This window comes from Rhodobacter sp. 24-YEA-8 (assembly GCF_900105075.1).
Taxonomy (GTDB): Bacteria; Pseudomonadota; Alphaproteobacteria; order Rhodobacterales; family Rhodobacteraceae; genus Pseudogemmobacter.
This window is the reverse complement of record NZ_FNSK01000001.1, coordinates 223,774-239,655: the sequence shown is the minus strand read 5'-3', so window position 1 is coordinate 239,655 and position 15,882 is coordinate 223,774. Positions and strand designations below refer to the sequence as shown.

Annotated in this window: 13 protein-coding genes and 1 riboswitch; of the genes, 2 read left to right on the top strand and 11 right to left on the bottom strand. The window is 64.0% G+C overall.

The window, feature by feature from the left end:
• Positions 1-49: 49 nt before the first annotated feature.
• A complete protein-coding gene (gene xylB / locus BLW25_RS01230) occupies positions 50-1,495 on the top strand; it encodes a xylulokinase (RefSeq protein ID WP_092895626.1) in 1,446 nt (481 codons plus the stop codon).
• Positions 1,496-1,505: 10 nt separating this feature from the next.
• Here the strand turns inward: xylB and BLW25_RS01225 are convergent, their stop codons facing one another.
• The 10 genes from BLW25_RS01225 to BLW25_RS01180 all read right to left on the bottom strand — a co-directional run bounded on the left by BLW25_RS01225 (position 1,506) and on the right by BLW25_RS01180 (position 12,433).
• Positions 1,506-1,823 (bottom strand): DUF3775 domain-containing protein, encoded by a 318-nt coding sequence (locus tag BLW25_RS01225; RefSeq protein WP_092895624.1) that lies wholly within the window; start codon positions 1,821-1,823, stop codon positions 1,506-1,508.
• Positions 1,824-1,859: 36 nt separating this feature from the next.
• Entirely contained in the window at positions 1,860-2,198 is a 339-nt protein-coding gene (locus BLW25_RS01220) for an AzlD domain-containing protein (protein ID WP_171909447.1), read from the bottom strand.
• Positions 2,195-2,899, bottom strand: a complete 705-nt coding sequence (locus tag BLW25_RS01215) for an AzlC family ABC transporter permease (RefSeq protein WP_092895620.1) — start codon at positions 2,897-2,899, stop codon at positions 2,195-2,197. Before BLW25_RS01215 ends, BLW25_RS01220 begins: the two co-directional genes overlap by 4 nt.
• 140 nt (positions 2,900-3,039) lie before the next feature.
• A complete protein-coding gene (gene gcvP, locus BLW25_RS01210; protein WP_092895618.1) occupies positions 3,040-5,886 on the bottom strand; it encodes an aminomethyl-transferring glycine dehydrogenase in 2,847 nt (948 codons plus the stop codon).
• A gap of 144 nt (positions 5,887-6,030) precedes the next feature.
• Positions 6,031-6,390, bottom strand: coding sequence for a glycine cleavage system protein GcvH (gene gcvH / locus BLW25_RS01205; protein WP_092895616.1), 360 nt, complete (start codon positions 6,388-6,390; stop codon positions 6,031-6,033).
• A gap of 19 nt (positions 6,391-6,409) precedes the next feature.
• Entirely contained in the window at positions 6,410-7,531 is a 1,122-nt protein-coding gene (gcvT, locus tag BLW25_RS01200) for a glycine cleavage system aminomethyltransferase GcvT (RefSeq protein ID WP_092895614.1), read from the bottom strand.
• A 156-nt stretch (positions 7,532-7,687) separates the two neighbouring features.
• Positions 7,688-7,792: riboswitch (glycine riboswitch) on the bottom strand.
• 113 nt (positions 7,793-7,905) lie between these two features.
• Positions 7,906-9,309 carry an MATE family efflux transporter gene (locus BLW25_RS01195; protein WP_092895612.1) on the bottom strand — a complete coding sequence of 468 codons (1,404 nt, stop codon included), beginning with the start codon at positions 9,307-9,309 and terminating at the stop codon, positions 7,906-7,908.
• Between the two features lie 112 nt (positions 9,310-9,421).
• The gene (gltX, locus tag BLW25_RS01190) at positions 9,422-10,765 is read right to left on the bottom strand and encodes a glutamate--tRNA ligase (RefSeq protein ID WP_092895610.1); all 1,344 of its coding nucleotides are present in this window, start codon (positions 10,763-10,765) and stop codon (positions 9,422-9,424) included.
• A 163-nt stretch (positions 10,766-10,928) separates the two neighbouring features.
• Positions 10,929-11,870 (bottom strand): MBL fold metallo-hydrolase, encoded by a 942-nt coding sequence (locus tag BLW25_RS01185; protein WP_092895608.1) that lies wholly within the window; start codon positions 11,868-11,870, stop codon positions 10,929-10,931.
• Positions 11,871-12,022: 152 nt separating this feature from the next.
• Complete coding sequence (locus BLW25_RS01180; protein WP_092895606.1) at positions 12,023-12,433, bottom strand: metallopeptidase family protein; 411 nt, start codon at positions 12,431-12,433, stop codon at positions 12,023-12,025.
• Positions 12,434-12,545: 112 nt separating this feature from the next.
• Here BLW25_RS01180 and polA point away from each other — a divergent pair, with 112 nt between their 5' ends.
• Positions 12,546-15,362: a DNA polymerase I gene (polA, locus tag BLW25_RS01175; protein ID WP_092895604.1), complete on the top strand. Its 2,817-nt coding sequence runs from the start codon at positions 12,546-12,548 to the stop codon at positions 15,360-15,362.
• A 223-nt stretch (positions 15,363-15,585) separates the two neighbouring features.
• On the opposite strand, the gene BLW25_RS01170 is transcribed toward polA, so the two are convergent.
• Positions 15,586-15,771: a zinc-finger domain-containing protein gene (locus BLW25_RS01170; protein WP_092895602.1), complete on the bottom strand. Its 186-nt coding sequence runs from the start codon at positions 15,769-15,771 to the stop codon at positions 15,586-15,588.
• Positions 15,772-15,882: the final 111 nt, after the last annotated feature.

Here is a 15,882-nt window from a genome sequence, read left to right as displayed (position 1 = left end):
TACGACCCCGGCCGGTTCGCGCCGGCCGGGGCAATTCCATGAGGTGAATATGTATCTCGGTCTCGATCTCGGCACCTCTGGCATCCGCGCATTGCTGATGGATCCGGAACAAAGGATCATCGGCTCGGCCAGCGCCGCGACCCCGGTGTCACGCCCCCATCCCGGCTGGTCCGAACAGGATCCCGAAGACTGGACCGGCGCCTGCAAAGAGGCCGTGGCGGCCTTGCGTGCTGCCCATCCCGTTGAATTCGCCGCTGTTCGCGGCATCGGCCTGTCTGGCCATATGCATGGCGCCACGCTGTTTGACCGCAGCGACCGCGCGCTGCGCCCCTCGATCCTGTGGAATGACACCCGCGCGAGCCTTGAGGCCGCCGCGATGGATGCCGATCCGCGCTTTCGCCAGGTGACCGGCAATATCGTCTTCCCGGGCTTTACCGCCCCGAAACTGGCCTGGGTGGCAAAGCACGAGCCCGCCCTCTTTGACCAGACCGCCATGGTGCTTTTGCCGAAAGACGCGCTGCGCCTCTGGCTGACGGGCGAGCATATTTCCGAGATGTCGGATGCCGCCGGCACCAGCTGGCTTGATTGCGCGGCGCGCGACTGGTCAGATGACCTCCTGGCCGCGACCGGCCTCTCGCGTGCACAGATGCCGCGTCTGGTCGAAGGCTCGGCCCCAGGTGGCCAGCTGCGCGCGGACCTTCTGGCAGACTGGGGCCTCACCGGCCCGGTGATCGTCGCCGGCGGTGCGGGGGACAATGCCGCCTCGGCCATCGGCATGGGCACCATTCGCGAAGGCCAGGCCTTTGTCTCGCTCGGCACTTCAGGTGTGATCTTTGCCGCCAATGACGCTTTCCGCCCGCTGCCCGAAAGCGCAGTTCACGCCTTTTGCCATGCGCTGCCGGACCGCTGGCATCAGATGGGCGTGATCCTGTCTGCCACCGATGCGCTGAACTGGTATGCCGGCATCACCGGCAGTGCCGCCGCCGATCTCGCGCGCGAACTCGGCGACGATCTGGTCGCGCCGGGTTCGGCCAGCTTCCTTCCCTATCTCTCGGGCGAGCGCACGCCGCATAATGACGCAAAGATCCGCGGCGCCTTTACCGGCCTCGGCCACGAATCCGACCGCAAGGCGCTGACCCGCGCGGTGATGGAAGGCGTCGCCTTCGCGCTGAAAGACAATCTGAACGCACTGCGCCAGGCCGGGGCCCGGATCGGGCGCGTCACCGCAGTCGGTGGCGGTTCAAACTCCGGCTACTGGCTGAAGGTGATTGCGACCACGCTCGGCATCCCGGTCGATCTGCCGGTCGGCGGCGATTTCGGCGCAGCCTTCGGCGCGGCGCGGCTCGGCCTGATGGCGGCCACCGGCGCAAGCCCGGAAAGCATCTGCACCGCCCCCGCCACCAAAGCCAGCATCGCGCCGGACGCGGGCCTCATCGCGGCCTTTGATGAGGCTTATTCGCGCTATCGCAGCCTCTACCCCGCGCTGGCGGGGTAAGGGACCAGCCTTACAGCAGATCCTCTTCCTCGCCCGTAACATCGACGCCAAGCGCCTCCAGCCCGGCTTCGAGATTTTCCGGAAGATGCGGCATCCCCATCAGGTAATCCGCGGTGGGGGTGGTGGCTTCGGTATAGGCGGTGCGCAGCGCCTCGGCATAATCCTCGATCTCGAACGCCCCGCGACCGACCCAGGCAATGGCGGTCAGATGCGCCTTCTCCTCGTCATTCAGCCCGTCGATAAAGGCGTATAGCTGCGCCTGGCCTGCCGGCCCCTCGCGCGACAGGAAAATCACCTGCACCACTTTGCTGGGAGAGATTTCGATCATGGGACACCTCCTGCCGCCATGATCCCGCTTTCCCCTTCAGGGTGCAAGCGCCGGATGCATCAGCGCAAAAGCGATGCCGTAAGCCAGTGACCCCGCGAGCGTCGCCACCACGACCGAGCGTTTCGGCAGGAAGGCCAGCACCGTGACCACCACGCCAACCGCCAGTGGCACGAGATCCGTCTGCTGCGGCCAGAGGCGCGGCAGGACCGAGGCCACGAACAGCGTCGCAATCGCCGCCGGCCCGGTCGAAGCCAGAAACCCCGCCATCAGCCCGCCCGGCTTCGCCTCGCCCCGCATCAACAGGACCGGCAGCGCCCGGAAGGCCCAGTTCGCCAGCCCCGAAAGCACCGCCATCAGCACCAGATCCGGGTTCATCCGCGCCTCCTGACCAGCCCGCCGGCCATTCCGGCCAGCGCGCCGCAGATCATCCCTGCAAGGATCCCCGCCGTCGCCGACCAGAACACGGTGCCAAGGCATGTCGCGATCACCGCAACCACGATCGCCGGCATCGCAAGCCGCGACAGGATCGACAGCAAAAGCGCCAGGAACAATGCCGAAAGCATGAAATCAAGGCCCGCACTCACCGCCGGCCAGCCATCCAGCGCGCCACCGCCGGCGAATGCGCCGACCGCCGTTCCCAGCACCCAGGACGCATAGGCCGCAAGCCCCAGCCCGAACATATAGGCCTCGGAGAACCGCTGGCCCCGCGCCAGCGCCCCCAGCGCCTGACCAAAAACCTCATCGGTCAGCCCCCAGGCCCAGGCCCAGGCAAAGCGGCGCGACCCCTCCGCCCCCGCCTCCTTCATCAGCGCCGGCCCGTAAAGCACATGACGCACATTCATCGCGATCAGGGTAAAGGCCGCCACCAGCACCGGCGCGCCACTGGCAAACAATGTCAGCGCAAGGAATTGCGAGGCCCCGGCATAGACCACCAGCGACAGCATCACCGCCTCGGCCTGGCTCAGCCCGCCTCGGGTGGCCGCGACGCCAAAAGAAAACGCAATCGGGAAGTAACCCATCACGATGGGCAAAGCGGCCAGAAGGCCACCGCGAAACGAGGCTGGTTTGTCACTCATGATGATGCAGCGCTACCCCGCCATAACACCAATGTCAAAACCCCCACCCGGTCTTTCATCTGTCTGAAAATATCCTCGGGGGGAGGAAGCGGCCAAAGCCGCTTCCCGGGGGGCAGACAGCCCCCCGTGCCCGGGTCACATCACTCCGCCGCGTCGAGATAGCTCTCCAGCGGCGGGCAGGTGCAGACTAGGTTCCGGTCGCCATAAACGTTGTCGATCCGACCGACCGGCGGCCAGTATTTATCGACCCGGAATGCGGCCGGCGGGAAACATCCCTGTTCGCGCGAATATTTCCGGTCCCAGTCCGCCACCAGATCCTGCACCGTATGGGGTGCGAACCGGAGCGGGCTTTCCTCGGCCGAAATCTCGCCCGCCTCTACCGCCCGGATCTCCTCGCGGATCGCCAGCAGCGCGGTGATGAACCGGTCGATCTCGGCCTTGGTCTCGGATTCTGTCGGCTCCACCATCAGCGTGCCGGAAACCGGCCAGGACATGGTCGGCGCGTGGAAGCCGTTATCGATCAGCCGCTTGGCGATGTCATCCACCGTCACGCCATGATCGGCAAAGGGGCGTGTATCGAGAATACATTCATGCGCCACACGGCCCCGGTTCCCCATGTACAGAACCTCATACGCCCCTTTCAGCCGCGCCGCGATATAGTTGGCGTTCAGGATCGCCACCCGCGTCGCCTGGGTCAGCCCCGCCCCGCCCATCATCAGGCAATAGGCCCAGGAGATCAGCAGAATGCTCGCCGAGCCATAAGGCGCCGCCGAGACCGGGCCCGCCTCGTCCTCACTTACGCCTTGCGGATCGCCCGGCAGATGCGGCGCGAGATGCGCGCGGACGCCGATCGGCCCCATTCCCGGACCGCCGCCGCCATGCGGAATGGCAAATGTCTTATGAAGGTTCAGGTGGCTCACATCGCCGCCGATCTCGCCCGGCTTCACGAGGCCCACCATCGCATTCATATTGGCGCCGTCGATATAGACCTGGCCGCCATGGTCATGGGTGATCTTGCAGACCTCGCGCACGGTCTCCTCGAACACGCCATGCGTGGACGGATAGGTGATCATGCAGGCTGCCAGCCGGTCACCGGCCTTTGCCGCCTTGTCGCGGAAATCATCCAGATCGACATCCCCGTTCGGCGAGGATTTCACCACCACAACCTCCATCCCGGCCATCTGCGCCGAGGCCGGGTTGGTGCCATGCGCCGAAATCGGGATCAGGCAGATCCGGCGGTCATGATCACCACGCGCCTTGTGATAGGCGAGGATGGTCAGAAGCCCGGCATATTCCCCCTGGGCGCCGGAATTCGGCTGCATGGAAAACGCATCATAGCCGGTGATCTCGCAAAGCTTCGCGGTCAGATCCGCAATCGCCTCGCCATATCCCGCCGCCTGATCGCGCGGCACAAACGGGTGCAGCGAGCCAAATTCCGGCCAGGTGATCGGCATCATCTCGGCGGCGGCATTGAGCTTCATCGTGCAGGATCCGAGCGGGATCATCGCCCGGTCAAGCGCCAGATCGCGGTCGGAAAGCCGGCGCATATAGCGCATCATCTCGCTCTCGGCCCGGTTCATCTGGAACACCGGATGGGTGAGATAGGCGCTTTGCCGCAGCATCGTCTCTGGGAACCCGAGGCCTCCGCGATGCGGCGGTACACCCTCGATCCCGAAGGCCCGCAACACCCGGCTCAGCACCTCTTCCGAGGTGGTCTCATCAAGGCTGATCCCGATCCGGTCATTGCCGATCCTGCGGAAATTCAGCCCTTCGGCCCGTGCCGCAGCAAGAATGCCGGCCTGACCCACGCCGACCTCAACCGTGATCGTGTCGAAAAAGGCCTTCGGCGAGACCCTGGCCCCCGCGGCCATCAGCGCGCGCGCCAGCCGCTGGGTCAGGAAATGCACCCGTTCGGCAATCGCCCTGAGCCCGTTCGGCCCGTGAAACACCGCATACATCGAGGCCATCACCGCCAGAAGTGCCTGCGCCGTGCAGACATTCGACGTCGCCTTCTCGCGCCGGATATGCTGCTCACGGGTCTGCAGCGACAGCCGATATGCCCGCGTCCCGTGGCTGTCGACCGATACGCCGACAATCCGCCCCGGCATATTGCGCTTCAGATCATCGCGACACGCCATGAAAGCCGCATGCGGGCCGCCATATCCCATCGGCACGCCAAAGCGCTGCGACGAGCCGATGGCAATATCCGCCCCCATCGCGCCCGGCTCTTTCAGCATGCACAGCGCCAGGAGATCGGTCGCGACAATCGCCAGCGCCTTCGCCTCATGAAGATGCGCGATTTTCGCCGTGAAATCCGTCACATGGCCGTAAGATCCCGGATATTGGAAGATCGCGCCGAATACCTTTTCCGGCTCCAGCAGGCCGACATCGCCTTCGATGATCTCGATCCCCAGAGGCTCCGCCCGGGTGCGGATCACCGCAATCGTCTGCGGATGACAGAAACGGTCGACAAAGAACGCTTTGGCTTTGGATTTCGCCGAACGCTCCGCCATCGCCATGGCTTCCGCCGCCGCCGTGGCCTCATCCAGAAGCGACGCATTGGCAACATCAAGACCCGTCAGATCACAGATCATGGTCTGGTAATTCAGGAGCGCTTCAAGCCGCCCCTGCGCGATCTCGGGCTGGTACGGCGTATAGGCGGTATACCAGGCCGGGTTCTCGAGGATATTGCGCTGAATCGCCGGCGGCGTCACCGTGCCATAATAGCCCTGCCCGATCAGCGAGGTCATGACGCGGTTCTTCCCCGCCACCTCTTTCATCTTCGCCAGCAGCTCATGTTCGGCCAGGGGTGCCCAGGACAGCGGCTTTTCCTGGCGGATCGACTGCGGCACCGTCTCGGCGATCAGCGCGTCCAGCGAGGCCGCGCCCACCGACTTCAGCATCTCCTCCATCTCGGCCGGAGATGGCCCGATATGGCGACGATTGGCGAAGTCATAGGGGTTATAATCGGTCGGAGTGAAACTCATCTCGCACCTCCGGACAGCCGGGCGACGCACCGCGCCCCACTTCATCTGTCCTTAAATATCCCAGGGGGTCCGGGGGACTGGTCCCCCGGCGTTCAGGCAGGTCCGGGGGGCTGCCCCCCGGCGCTCAGCTAGCCCTCACCGGCCTCAGCCGATGAAGTCCTTATATTCATCCTCATCCATGAACTGATCGACCACCGAAAGGTCATCAACCTTCAGCTTGAAGAACCAGGCACCACCCAGCGGATCCTCGTTCACCAGCCCCGGATTATCCGACAGGGCCTCATTCACCGCGACAATCTCGCCCTCGACCGGCGCCAGAATATCCGACGCCGCCTTGACGCTCTCGATCACCGAGACCTCATCTCCGGCCGCCACCTGGACCCCCGTTTCGGGCAGTTCCACGAATACAACATCGCCAAGCGCTTCGGCCGCATGTTCGGTGATCCCGACCACGATCAGGTCACCCTCGACGCGCAGCCATTCATGTTCCTTGGTGAATTTCATCTTTTCGATCCCCTGGGACTTAACGTTTGTAATGGGTTGGATGGAAAGGCGTGGCCGCAACCACAACCGGAAGCTTCTTGCCGCGCAGCTCCGCCTCGATGGCGGTGCCGGGGGCCGCAAAGGCGCTCGCAACATAGCCCATGGCAACCGGTGCCTGGACCGAGGGGCCAAAACCACCCGAGGTGATCGCGCCAAGCGGCGTGCCATCCGTCGCAAAGAGTTCCACGCCTTCGCGCATCGGCGCACGGCCCTCGGGCCGCAGCCCCACGCGTTTGCGCGAAGGGCCATCCGCCAGCTCGGCAAGGATCCGCGTCTCGCCCGGGAAGCCGCCCGCCCGCGCGCCACCGGTGCGACGTGCCTTCTGGATTGCCCAGGTCAGGCCCGCCTCAACCGGGCTGGTGGTCTCGTCAATATCATGGCCGTAAAGGCAAAGCCCTGCCTCAAGCCGCAGACTGTCGCGCGCGCCAAGGCCGATCGGCGCCACGCCGTCCAGCGACAGCAGCGCCCGCGCCAGATCCAGCGCCGCAGCCCCGGGGACAGAAATCTCGAACCCGTCCTCTCCCGTATAGCCCGAGCGCGAGATCCAGAGATCACCGAACACCGTGTCGAGCGAAACCACATCCATGAACTGCATCGCCGTCACTTCCGGCACCAGCACCGCCAGCGCGGCCTCGGCACCCGGCCCCTGCAGCGCCAGAAGGCCGCGCCCGGTCTGGATGTCGATCTCAGCCTCATCGGCGAGATGCCGGGTGAGATGCGCGAAATCATGTTCCTTGCGCGCCGCATTCACCACCAGAAGGTAATCCGTCCCGCGATTGGCAAACATCAGATCATCAAGAATGCCGCCGGTCTCGCTGGTGAAAATGCCATAGCGCTGGCGGCCCGGTGCAACACCCAGCACATCGACCGGCATAAGCCGCTCCAGCGCCAGCCCGAGGCTCTCCATCGAGCCTTTCGGGCGCAGGACAACCTGGCCCATATGGCTCACATCGAACAGCCCGGCTGCCGCCCTGACATGCAGATGTTCCGCCATCACCCCGGCCGGATACTGCACCGGCATCTCATAGCCCGCGAAGGGCACCATTTTCCCGCCAAGCTCCAGATGGAGCCCGTGCAACGGAAGGCGCAAAAGGTCGGTCAAACCGCCTCTCCCCTGTCTGTCGGCCGAAAATATCCGGCACCGCACACGGCAGTTCCCCTGCCGCCCGGTGCCCCCTCTGTCCTTGCCCGCAATTGGGGCGCCTGAGATCGTTATCCCTTCGGCGGGCGCCTCACGCGCCACTCTCCAGAGTCTTCAAATGCAGAAACGGTCCCTTGCGCCTGAGAGTTTACCGGGGCGGTTGCTCCTTCGGCACCGGACCCGCCCTGTCAGGGGCTGCCCGGATTCTCCCGATCCTGCCCGTTCTGACTAACCCGAGGCTCCCCCATCAGGCAAGTGAAAATCCGTATACGACGGTATTCCCCCGCAAGACGACATGCGTGATGCGGCAGGGGCCGGTGAAACTGTGGCTCAGATCAGGCCCGCCGCTCGCCCGGCGCGGCGGCTTCCGCCTCGGGCTGGCTGACCGCGACCGGGGCCGGCGCACCGCGCCCCGTCGGCAGGTTCGGATGCGCAATCGCGAGGCGCGCAAAGACCACCGCCAGAAGGCCAAAGGCGACCCCGCCCACCGCCTGCCCGATCAGCACCCCCTGGGCACCCCAGATCTGGCCGAACCAGATCGCGAAGGGAATCGTGCCCAGGGTATGGCGCCCCCAATTCACCACGGTCGACCAGAACGGCCGGCCAAGATTGTTGCAGACGGCATTCCCCGCAAAGATCAGCCCATTGAAGAACCACATCAGCGCCAGGGGTCCGCAGAACAGATAGACGATCTCGCGCGTGAGGCCCTGCGCATTGAACAGATCGGCAATCGGCGCGCGCAGCAGGAACAAAAGCCCCGAGACCACAAGGATCACCAGCCCGGTAAAGATCACCGCATCGCGAAAGGCCTGCCTGACACGGTCCATCCGCCCCGCGCCGATATTCTGGCCGATGATCGGCCCGATGGCGCCCGCCAGTGCGAAAATCACCCCGAAGGCGACCGGCGTCAGCCGCCCGGCAATCGCCATCCCCGCCACCGCAGCCTCACCAAAGCCCGAGGCCGTGCGGGTCACGAATGCCTGCCCCACCGGCGTCGCCACCTGGGTCAGGATCGCGGGAATGCCAATCGCCCAGACCGGCGCCATATCATGCCAGACCTGCCGCAGCGAAGGCCGGTCAAACCCGCCATAGCGCGTCACAATCGGCCGCACCGCCATGAAAAGGATCACCGCGCGGCTCACCAGCCCGGCCAGCGCCGCACCGGTCAGATCAAGGCCGAAGCCGAAGATCAGCACCGGATCCAGTGCCGCCGTCACCACCGCGCCCCAGACCGTTGCCATCATCGCGGCCCGGGCATCGCCATGGGCGCGCAAAACGGCCGAACCGATCATCCCCAGCATCAGCATCGGCTGCCCGAGGGTCACGATCTGCAGATAATGTACCGCCAGATCATGGGTCTCGCCCTCAGCGCCCAAAAGCCGCACCATCGGCGACAGCAAGAGCCAGACCAGCCCCGCAAACGGCACCCCGAACAGCAGCCCGAGCAGCATCCCGGTCGTCGCCTTCTCGCGCGCAAGCCGCAGATCCCGCTGCCCGATGGCCCGGCTCACCAGAGCCGAAACCGCAATCGACAGCCCGATCCCGAAGGAGGTGGTGAAAAACAACACCGCCCCGGCATAGCCAACAGCCGCCGCCAGCTCGGACCTGCCGAGCCAGGAAATATAGGCCATATTGATCAGATCGACGACAAAGACCGCCATCAGCCCGATGGAAGAGGTCAGCGACATCACCACGATGTGGCGGAAGAGATTTCCCTGAACGAATTTCGCCTCAGCCATCCCTCACCCCCAAGATTAAGGGCCGCGCCCCTGTCCTGATGAAAATACTCCCGGGTGAGGCGCGGGCTTTGCCCGCGACGCGGGGGCAGCAGGTGCCCCCGCTTTCCCGGCCTCAGAGCACCGGAAGTTTTTGCAAAAGCGGCAGGACATCCGACATATCCGGCCCATGCGCCTGGCCCGTCAGGGCTTTTCGTAACGGCATGAACAGGTCTTTGCCCTTGCGCCCGGTGGCGGTTTTCACGGCGCCCGTCCATTGCCCCCAGGTCTCTTTTGTCCAGGGCCGCGGTGGCAAAAGCGCGAGAGCCTCGCGCAGGAAGTCGCGGTCGGCCTCGTCAATGACCGGCTCCGCCCCTTCCGAGAAGAGCTTCCACCAGCCCTCGAGATCCGCCGGCACGGTGATATTGTCTTTGGCCACGGTCCAGAACTGCGCGGCCTGATCTTCCGGGACGCCAAGTGCCAGAATGCGCTCGCGCACCTGATCAAAGGGCCAGGCCTGAACGTAATGCCGGGTCAGCGGGAAAAGATCGGCCGGGTCGAATTTCGTCGGCGCCGCGCCGAAGCTTTCGATGTCGAAACCCTCGGCCAGCTCGTCGATCGAGGAAACCGGCTCGACCGGTTTCGAAGACCCCAGCCGCGCCATCAGCGACAAAAGCGCCATGGGCTCGACGCCCTGCGCGCGCAGATCGCGCAGCGAAAGTGCGCCGAGGCGCTTGGACAGCTCTTCGCCTTTCGGGCCCGAAAGCAGCGAGTGGTGGGCAAATTCGGGCGGGGTGCCGCCCATCGCTTCCATGATCTGGATCTGGGTCGCGGTATTGGTCACATGGTCGGCGCCGCGCACGATATGGGTCACGCCCATTTCCACGTCATCGACCGAGGAGGCGAAGGTATAAAGCACCTGGCCATCGGCACGGATCAGCACCGGATCCGAGACCGAGGCCGCGTCGATCGAGATATCGCCGATGATCCCGTCATGCCATTCGATGCGGTTCTGGTTCAGCAGGAAGCGCCAGTAGCCGGCCTTGCCTTCGGCGCGGAACGCGGCCTTCTGCTCTTCCGTGAGCCCGTAAGATGCGCGGTCATAGACCGGCGGGCGGCCCATATTCAGCTGTTTCTTGCGCTTGAGGTCCAGCTCGGTCGGGCTTTCGAACGCCTCGTAGAAACGTCCGTTTTCGCGCAGCTTCTCGGCGGCCTCGTGATAGCGGTCATAGCGCGCGGACTGGCGCTCGATCCGGTCCCAATGCAGGCCGAGCCAGTCGAGATCCTGTTTCAGCCCGTCGATATATTCCTGTTTCGAGCGCTCCTGGTCGGTATCGTCGAGCCGCAGGATGAAGGTACCACCGGCCTTGCGGGCGATCAGGTAATTCATCAGCGCGGTGCGCAGATTGCCGACATGGATATAGCCGGTGGGCGACGGGGCAAAGCGGGTGACGACAGGTTTCGACACGGGTTTCGACATGGGCGGATCCTCGGGCAGGACAGATGGGGGCCTGCAAAGGCTTTCCTCTGTCACAGGCGCCCGGTTTTGTCCAGTTTTGCGCGGGGCAAAAACAGGGAGGGGGCCAGCCCCCTCGCCCGTTCCGGGCTCACCCCCGGGATACTTTCAGACAGATGAAAGCGGCTTAAGCATCAAAAGCCAGCTGATAGCTGTGGGGGACGAAGCGGAAGCCCGCCCCTTTTGGCTCGGCATAGCCAAGGCCCGGGAACGGCATATGATAGCCGATGAAGGGCAGGCGGTCGGCGGCGATCATGCCGAAGATGCGCTTGCGGGTGGCGGCGGCCTCGGTCTTGTCGAGATCGAACCGCACCTCCCAGTCGGGGTTTTCCAAAGACCAGACATAGTGATTTGCGGTATCGGCGGTGAGAACGAGCAGCTTGCCCTCGCTCTCGATCATCCAGGCCATATGGCCTGGCGTATGGCCATAGGCGGCAAGCGCGGTGATGCCGGGAGCGGCCTCGCCGCCATCGGTGACGAACCTCGTCAGATCGCGCAACGGGCGGACCTTTTTCTCAAAGCCTTCATTCTCCTGGCCGGCCCAGTAGTCATATTCGATCTGCGAGGTGATGTAGCGTGCACGCGGGAAAACCGGCGTGGCGCCATCCGACATGGTCAGCCCGCCGATATGGTCGGCATGCATATGGGTCAGCACAACCGCATCCACCTGTTGCGGTGAGATCCCCGCCTGGCCGAGCGCCGCCAGTACGCCTTCGGCCGCGAGCCCGGTGTCAAAGAGGATGAGTTCTTTGCCGGTATTGACGAGGACCGGCGTGAAGAAATTCACGGCGCGGTCGACAGGGATAAACGCCGCCTGCGACGACGCAGCGAAATCCGCGTCGCTGACATTCAGCCCGAAAGTGCCTTTCGGATTGGAATTCTCGCCCGTGCCGGCAAGGAGCGTCGTCACCTCGAATGCGCCATGGCGGAAGCGGCGGAAGAGGCCGCCTCCGGCGCCCTGCAACTCGGCCTGGGCGCTGGCTTTTTGCGGCAGGCCAAGGGTTGCGGCGGCGGCAAAAGGCAGGGAGGCAGTCGCAAAAAGCGCGTGGCGGCGGGTCAGTCCTGACATTCGGATTTCCTCTGGGCGGATCGGCGGATGGCTCCCCCGGCCGATGCGCAGGTCTTCAGACAAGCGCGTCGGGCGGGCGGCTCGCAGAAGATAGCCGCCCCATGTGACAGAGGCACATCACAGTCCCGTCAGGCGGAGGGCTGTAGGCGGGATCATTCCCACCAGCGGTCGACCTCGGAGATTTCCGCATCCGACCAGCCGAAATGATGCGCCAGTTCATGGATCACCACATGGCTGACCAGTTCCTGGAGCGAGACATTGCCGCGCTCGGCCCATTCATCAAGGATCGGGCGGCGGAAGAGCCAGACCATATCCGGATGCAGCGCCTGGTCCGAAACCGATTTCTCGGTCAGGGGAATGCCCTCGTAAAGGCCGGTCAGCTCGAACGGATCATTGAGATCCATCGCCTCGAGCATCTCTTCAGGCGCGAAATCCTCGACCCTCAGCACGACATGGGTCGCGGGAAGCCTCCAGGGTTCCGGCAGGGTCGCGACCGCCTCGCGGGCGAGGCTTTCGATCAGGTCAAGCGAAGGGGCGATGGCATCGGGCGAGGGATTTGTCATATGCCCAGACTAGCCCCGGCGCGCATCCGGGAAAAGGCCCGGAATGCCGCCCGGCTGGACCGCGCCGCCCGTCTCTGCCATATCTGCCGCCTGACAGAACGGGGAGCATGACATGACGTTCGGCAAAGGCCATCACCTGCATCTGATCGACGGCTCGGCCTATATTTTCCGGGCCTATCATGCGCTGCCGCCCCTGACGAAATCCGATGGCACGCCGGTGGGTGCGGTGCAGGGGTTCTCGAATATCCTCTGGGGCGAAATCACGAAAGAGCGCTCTTCGGGCGCGGCCACCCATATCGCGGTGGTGTTCGACCATTCGTCCAAAACTTTCCGCAACGATATCTACCCCGATTACAAGGCAAACCGTCCGCCGCCGCCCGAGGATCTGCGCCCGCAATTCCCGCTGACGCGCGAGGCGACGCGGGCCTTCAACGTCGCCTGTATCGAACAGCCGGGCTATGAGGCCGATGACATCATTGCGACCCTGGCGCGGCTTGCCGTCGAGGCCGGGGGCTCGGCGACGATCATCTCATCCGACAAGGATCTGATGCAGCTGGTGCGCCCAGGCGTCGATATTCTCGAACCGATGAAAAACCGCCAGATCGGCCCGGATGAGGTATTCGAGAAATTCGGCGTCGGGCCGGACCGGGTGGTCGATGTGCAGGCGCTCGCGGGGGACGCGGTCGACAATGTGCCGGGCGCGCCGGGCATCGGGCTGAAAACGGCGGCTTTGCTGATCAATGAATATGGCTCGCTTGAAGAGCTTCTGGAGCGCGCGGGCGAGATCAAACAGCCCAAGCGGCGCGAGACGCTGATCGACAATCGCGACCAGATCCTGACCTCGAAACAGCTCGTCTCGCTGGATGCTGATGTGCCGCTGGAGGTGACGCTGGATCAGCTGGAAGTACTGAAGCCTGACGCTGAAAAGCTGCTGGGCTTTCTGACCCATATGGAATTCCGCGGTCTGTCGCGCCGGGTGGCCGAAAAGCTGAAGGTCGAGGTGCCGGTGATCGAGGCAGCGAAACCCGCCACCGCCGTCGCGACCGAGGTGGAAGTGCCCGCAATCAGCGAGGCCGGCTACGTCACCATCACCGATCATGCCACGCTGGATGCCTGGATCGCCCGAATTCGCGAGATCGGCCATGTTGCCGTCGATACCGAGACCACCTCGCTTGATGAGATGCAGGCCGATCTGGTCGGGATCTCGCTTTCGGTCGATACCGGCATCGCGGCCTATATCCCGCTGGCGCATGTGAAGGGCGGCGATGATCTCTTCGGTGCGGCCGAGCGGGTTGCGGGCCAGCTGGATCCTGCCGAGGTGCTGGCAAAGCTGAAACCGATGCTGGAGGATCCGTCGATCCTGAAAATCGGTCAGAATATCAAATATGACTGGAAGATTTTCGCGCGCCAGCATCCGTCAATCCGGATCGCGCCCTTCGACGATACGATGCTGATGAGCTATGCCATGTTTGCCGGCCTCAACAATCACGGCATGGACGAGCTTTCCGAGAAATATCTCGGCCATCACACCAAACCGATCAAGGATCTGATCGGCACCGGCAAATCGCAGGTGACCTTCGACAAGGTCGAGATCGCGGCGGCAGCGGCCTATGCGGCGGAAGATGCCGATGTAACCCTGCGCTTCTGGCAGCAGTTTAAGCCGCGCCTGCACCGCGAAAAAGTCACCACCGTCTATGAGACGCTGGAACGCCCGCTGGTCACAGTGCTGGCCGAGATGGAAATGGCGGGGGTGAAGGTCGACCGCGACACGCTGTCGCGCATGTCGAATGCCTTCGCGCAAAAGCTCGCGCAATATGAAGATGAGATCGTTGAGATTGCGGGAGAAAAATTCAATCCCGGCTCTCCGAAACAGCTTGGCGAGGTGCTTTTTGACCGGCTCGGCGTGCCGGGGGGCGAAAAGGGCAAGACCGGCGCCTATGGCACCGGCGCCGATATTCTCGAAGACGTCACCACCCTGGAAGACAGCCATCCGCAGGGCGCGAAGCTGGCGGCCAAGATCCTTGACTGGCGCCAGATCGCAAAGCTGAAATCGACCTATACCGATGCGCTGCAACAGGCGATCAATCCGGAAACCGGTCGCGTTCATACCTCTTATTCGATTGCCGGCGCCAATACCGGGCGCCTCGCCTCGACCGATCCGAACCTGCAGAATATCCCGGTCCGCACCGAAGAAGGCCGCCGCATCCGCGAGGCCTTTGTGGCGCCGGAAGGCCGGGTGCTGGTCTCGCTCGACTATTCCCAGATCGAATTGCGGATCCTCGCCCATATCGCCAATATTCCGGCGCTGAAACAGGCGTTCAAAGACGGGCTGGACATCCATGCGATGACCGCCTCCGAAATGTTCGGCGTGCCGGTTGAAGGCATGGACCCGATGATCCGCCGCCAGGCGAAAGCGATCAATTTCGGGGTGATCTACGGGATTTCGGGCTTTGGTCTGGCGCGCAATCTGCGCATTCCCCGCGCCGAGGCCCAGGGCTTTATCGACCGCTATTTCGAACGCTTCCCCGGTATCCGCGCCTATATGGACGAGACCATCGACTTCGCGAAAAAGCATGAATTCGTGCAGACCCTGTTCGGGCGCCGCATCAACACACCGCAGATCAATGCGAAAGGCCCCGGCGCAGGTTTCGCCAAACGCGCCGCGATCAACGCGCCGATCCAGGGCACAGCTGCCGATGTGATCCGCCGCGCCATGATCCGGATGCCGGCCGCGATTGCGGGTATCGACGCGCGGATGCTCCTCCAGGTGCATGACGAGCTTTTGTTCGAGGTGGCGGAAGACCAGGCAGACCGTCTGATTGCGGTTGCGAAAGAGGTGATGGAAACCGCCTCTGACCCGGCGGTAAAGCTGGATGTGCGCCTTGTCGTCGAGGCCGGAACCGGCCGCAACTGGGCCGAGGCGCATTGAGCCCCCTGTTCCCCGCGTTGCACGGCGCAAAGCGCATTGCGCGGGGATCAGGTCTGCGAAACACCTCTGTTGCAGCGCCATCTCCCTGGAGAAACGCTGCACGAAATGGCCTGCGGCCAAAGGTATAAAAGTCGATCAGCGCAGACAGCCCTCTCCGACGCGGTGTCGGAACGAAAACTGCATCGCTGATTTGCGAAATAAAGGTCGGGGTTACCGGGCTTTTTCAGTGATCATCATGCGCATGGGCGCGGTCGATCTCGAACCGGCGGTCGCAATAGCCGCATTCGACAAAGCCGCTGTCCTGCGGGATGGCAAGCCAGACGCGCGGGTGACCCAGAGCGCCCTCGCCGCCGTCGCAGGCCACTTTCCAGGTGGTGACGATCTTGGTGTCAGGGGCTGGCAGGGTCATAGCGGGCATCCTTGGGGGCTTAACGGCTCTGCGCCTATAATACCCATATGGCCCAGCCGGGTGCAAGAAGCCCCGTCGCTGCAGCGCAGGCCCGGAGCCTCGGGTCTGATG

What these genes read in the sequence shown, in the direction of transcription:
- xylB (WP_092895626.1), top strand. Translation starts at nt 50, where the DNA reads ATGTATCTCGGTCTCGATCTCGGCACCTCTGGCATCCGCGCATTGCTG.
- BLW25_RS01225 (WP_092895624.1), bottom strand. Translation starts at nt 1,823, where the DNA reads ATGATCGAAATCTCTCCCAGCAAAGTGGTGCAGGTGATTTTCCTGTCG.
- BLW25_RS01220 (WP_171909447.1), bottom strand. Translation starts at nt 2,198, where the DNA reads ATGAACCCGGATCTGGTGCTGATGGCGGTGCTTTCGGGGCTGGCGAAC.
- BLW25_RS01215 (WP_092895620.1), bottom strand. Translation starts at nt 2,899, where the DNA reads ATGAGTGACAAACCAGCCTCGTTTCGCGGTGGCCTTCTGGCCGCTTTG.
- gcvP (WP_092895618.1), bottom strand. Translation starts at nt 5,886, where the DNA reads ATGAGTTTCACTCCGACCGATTATAACCCCTATGACTTCGCCAATCGT.
- gcvH (WP_092895616.1), bottom strand. Translation starts at nt 6,390, where the DNA reads ATGAAATTCACCAAGGAACATGAATGGCTGCGCGTCGAGGGTGACCTG.
- BLW25_RS01195 (WP_092895612.1), bottom strand. Translation starts at nt 9,309, where the DNA reads ATGGCTGAGGCGAAATTCGTTCAGGGAAATCTCTTCCGCCACATCGTG.
- gltX (WP_092895610.1), bottom strand. Translation starts at nt 10,765, where the DNA reads ATGTCGAAACCCGTGTCGAAACCTGTCGTCACCCGCTTTGCCCCGTCG.
- BLW25_RS01185 (WP_092895608.1), bottom strand. Translation starts at nt 11,870, where the DNA reads ATGTCAGGACTGACCCGCCGCCACGCGCTTTTTGCGACTGCCTCCCTG.
- BLW25_RS01180 (WP_092895606.1), bottom strand. Translation starts at nt 12,433, where the DNA reads ATGACAAATCCCTCGCCCGATGCCATCGCCCCTTCGCTTGACCTGATC.
- polA (WP_092895604.1), top strand. Translation starts at nt 12,546, where the DNA reads ATGACGTTCGGCAAAGGCCATCACCTGCATCTGATCGACGGCTCGGCC.
- BLW25_RS01170 (WP_092895602.1), bottom strand. Translation starts at nt 15,771, where the DNA reads ATGACCCTGCCAGCCCCTGACACCAAGATCGTCACCACCTGGAAAGTG.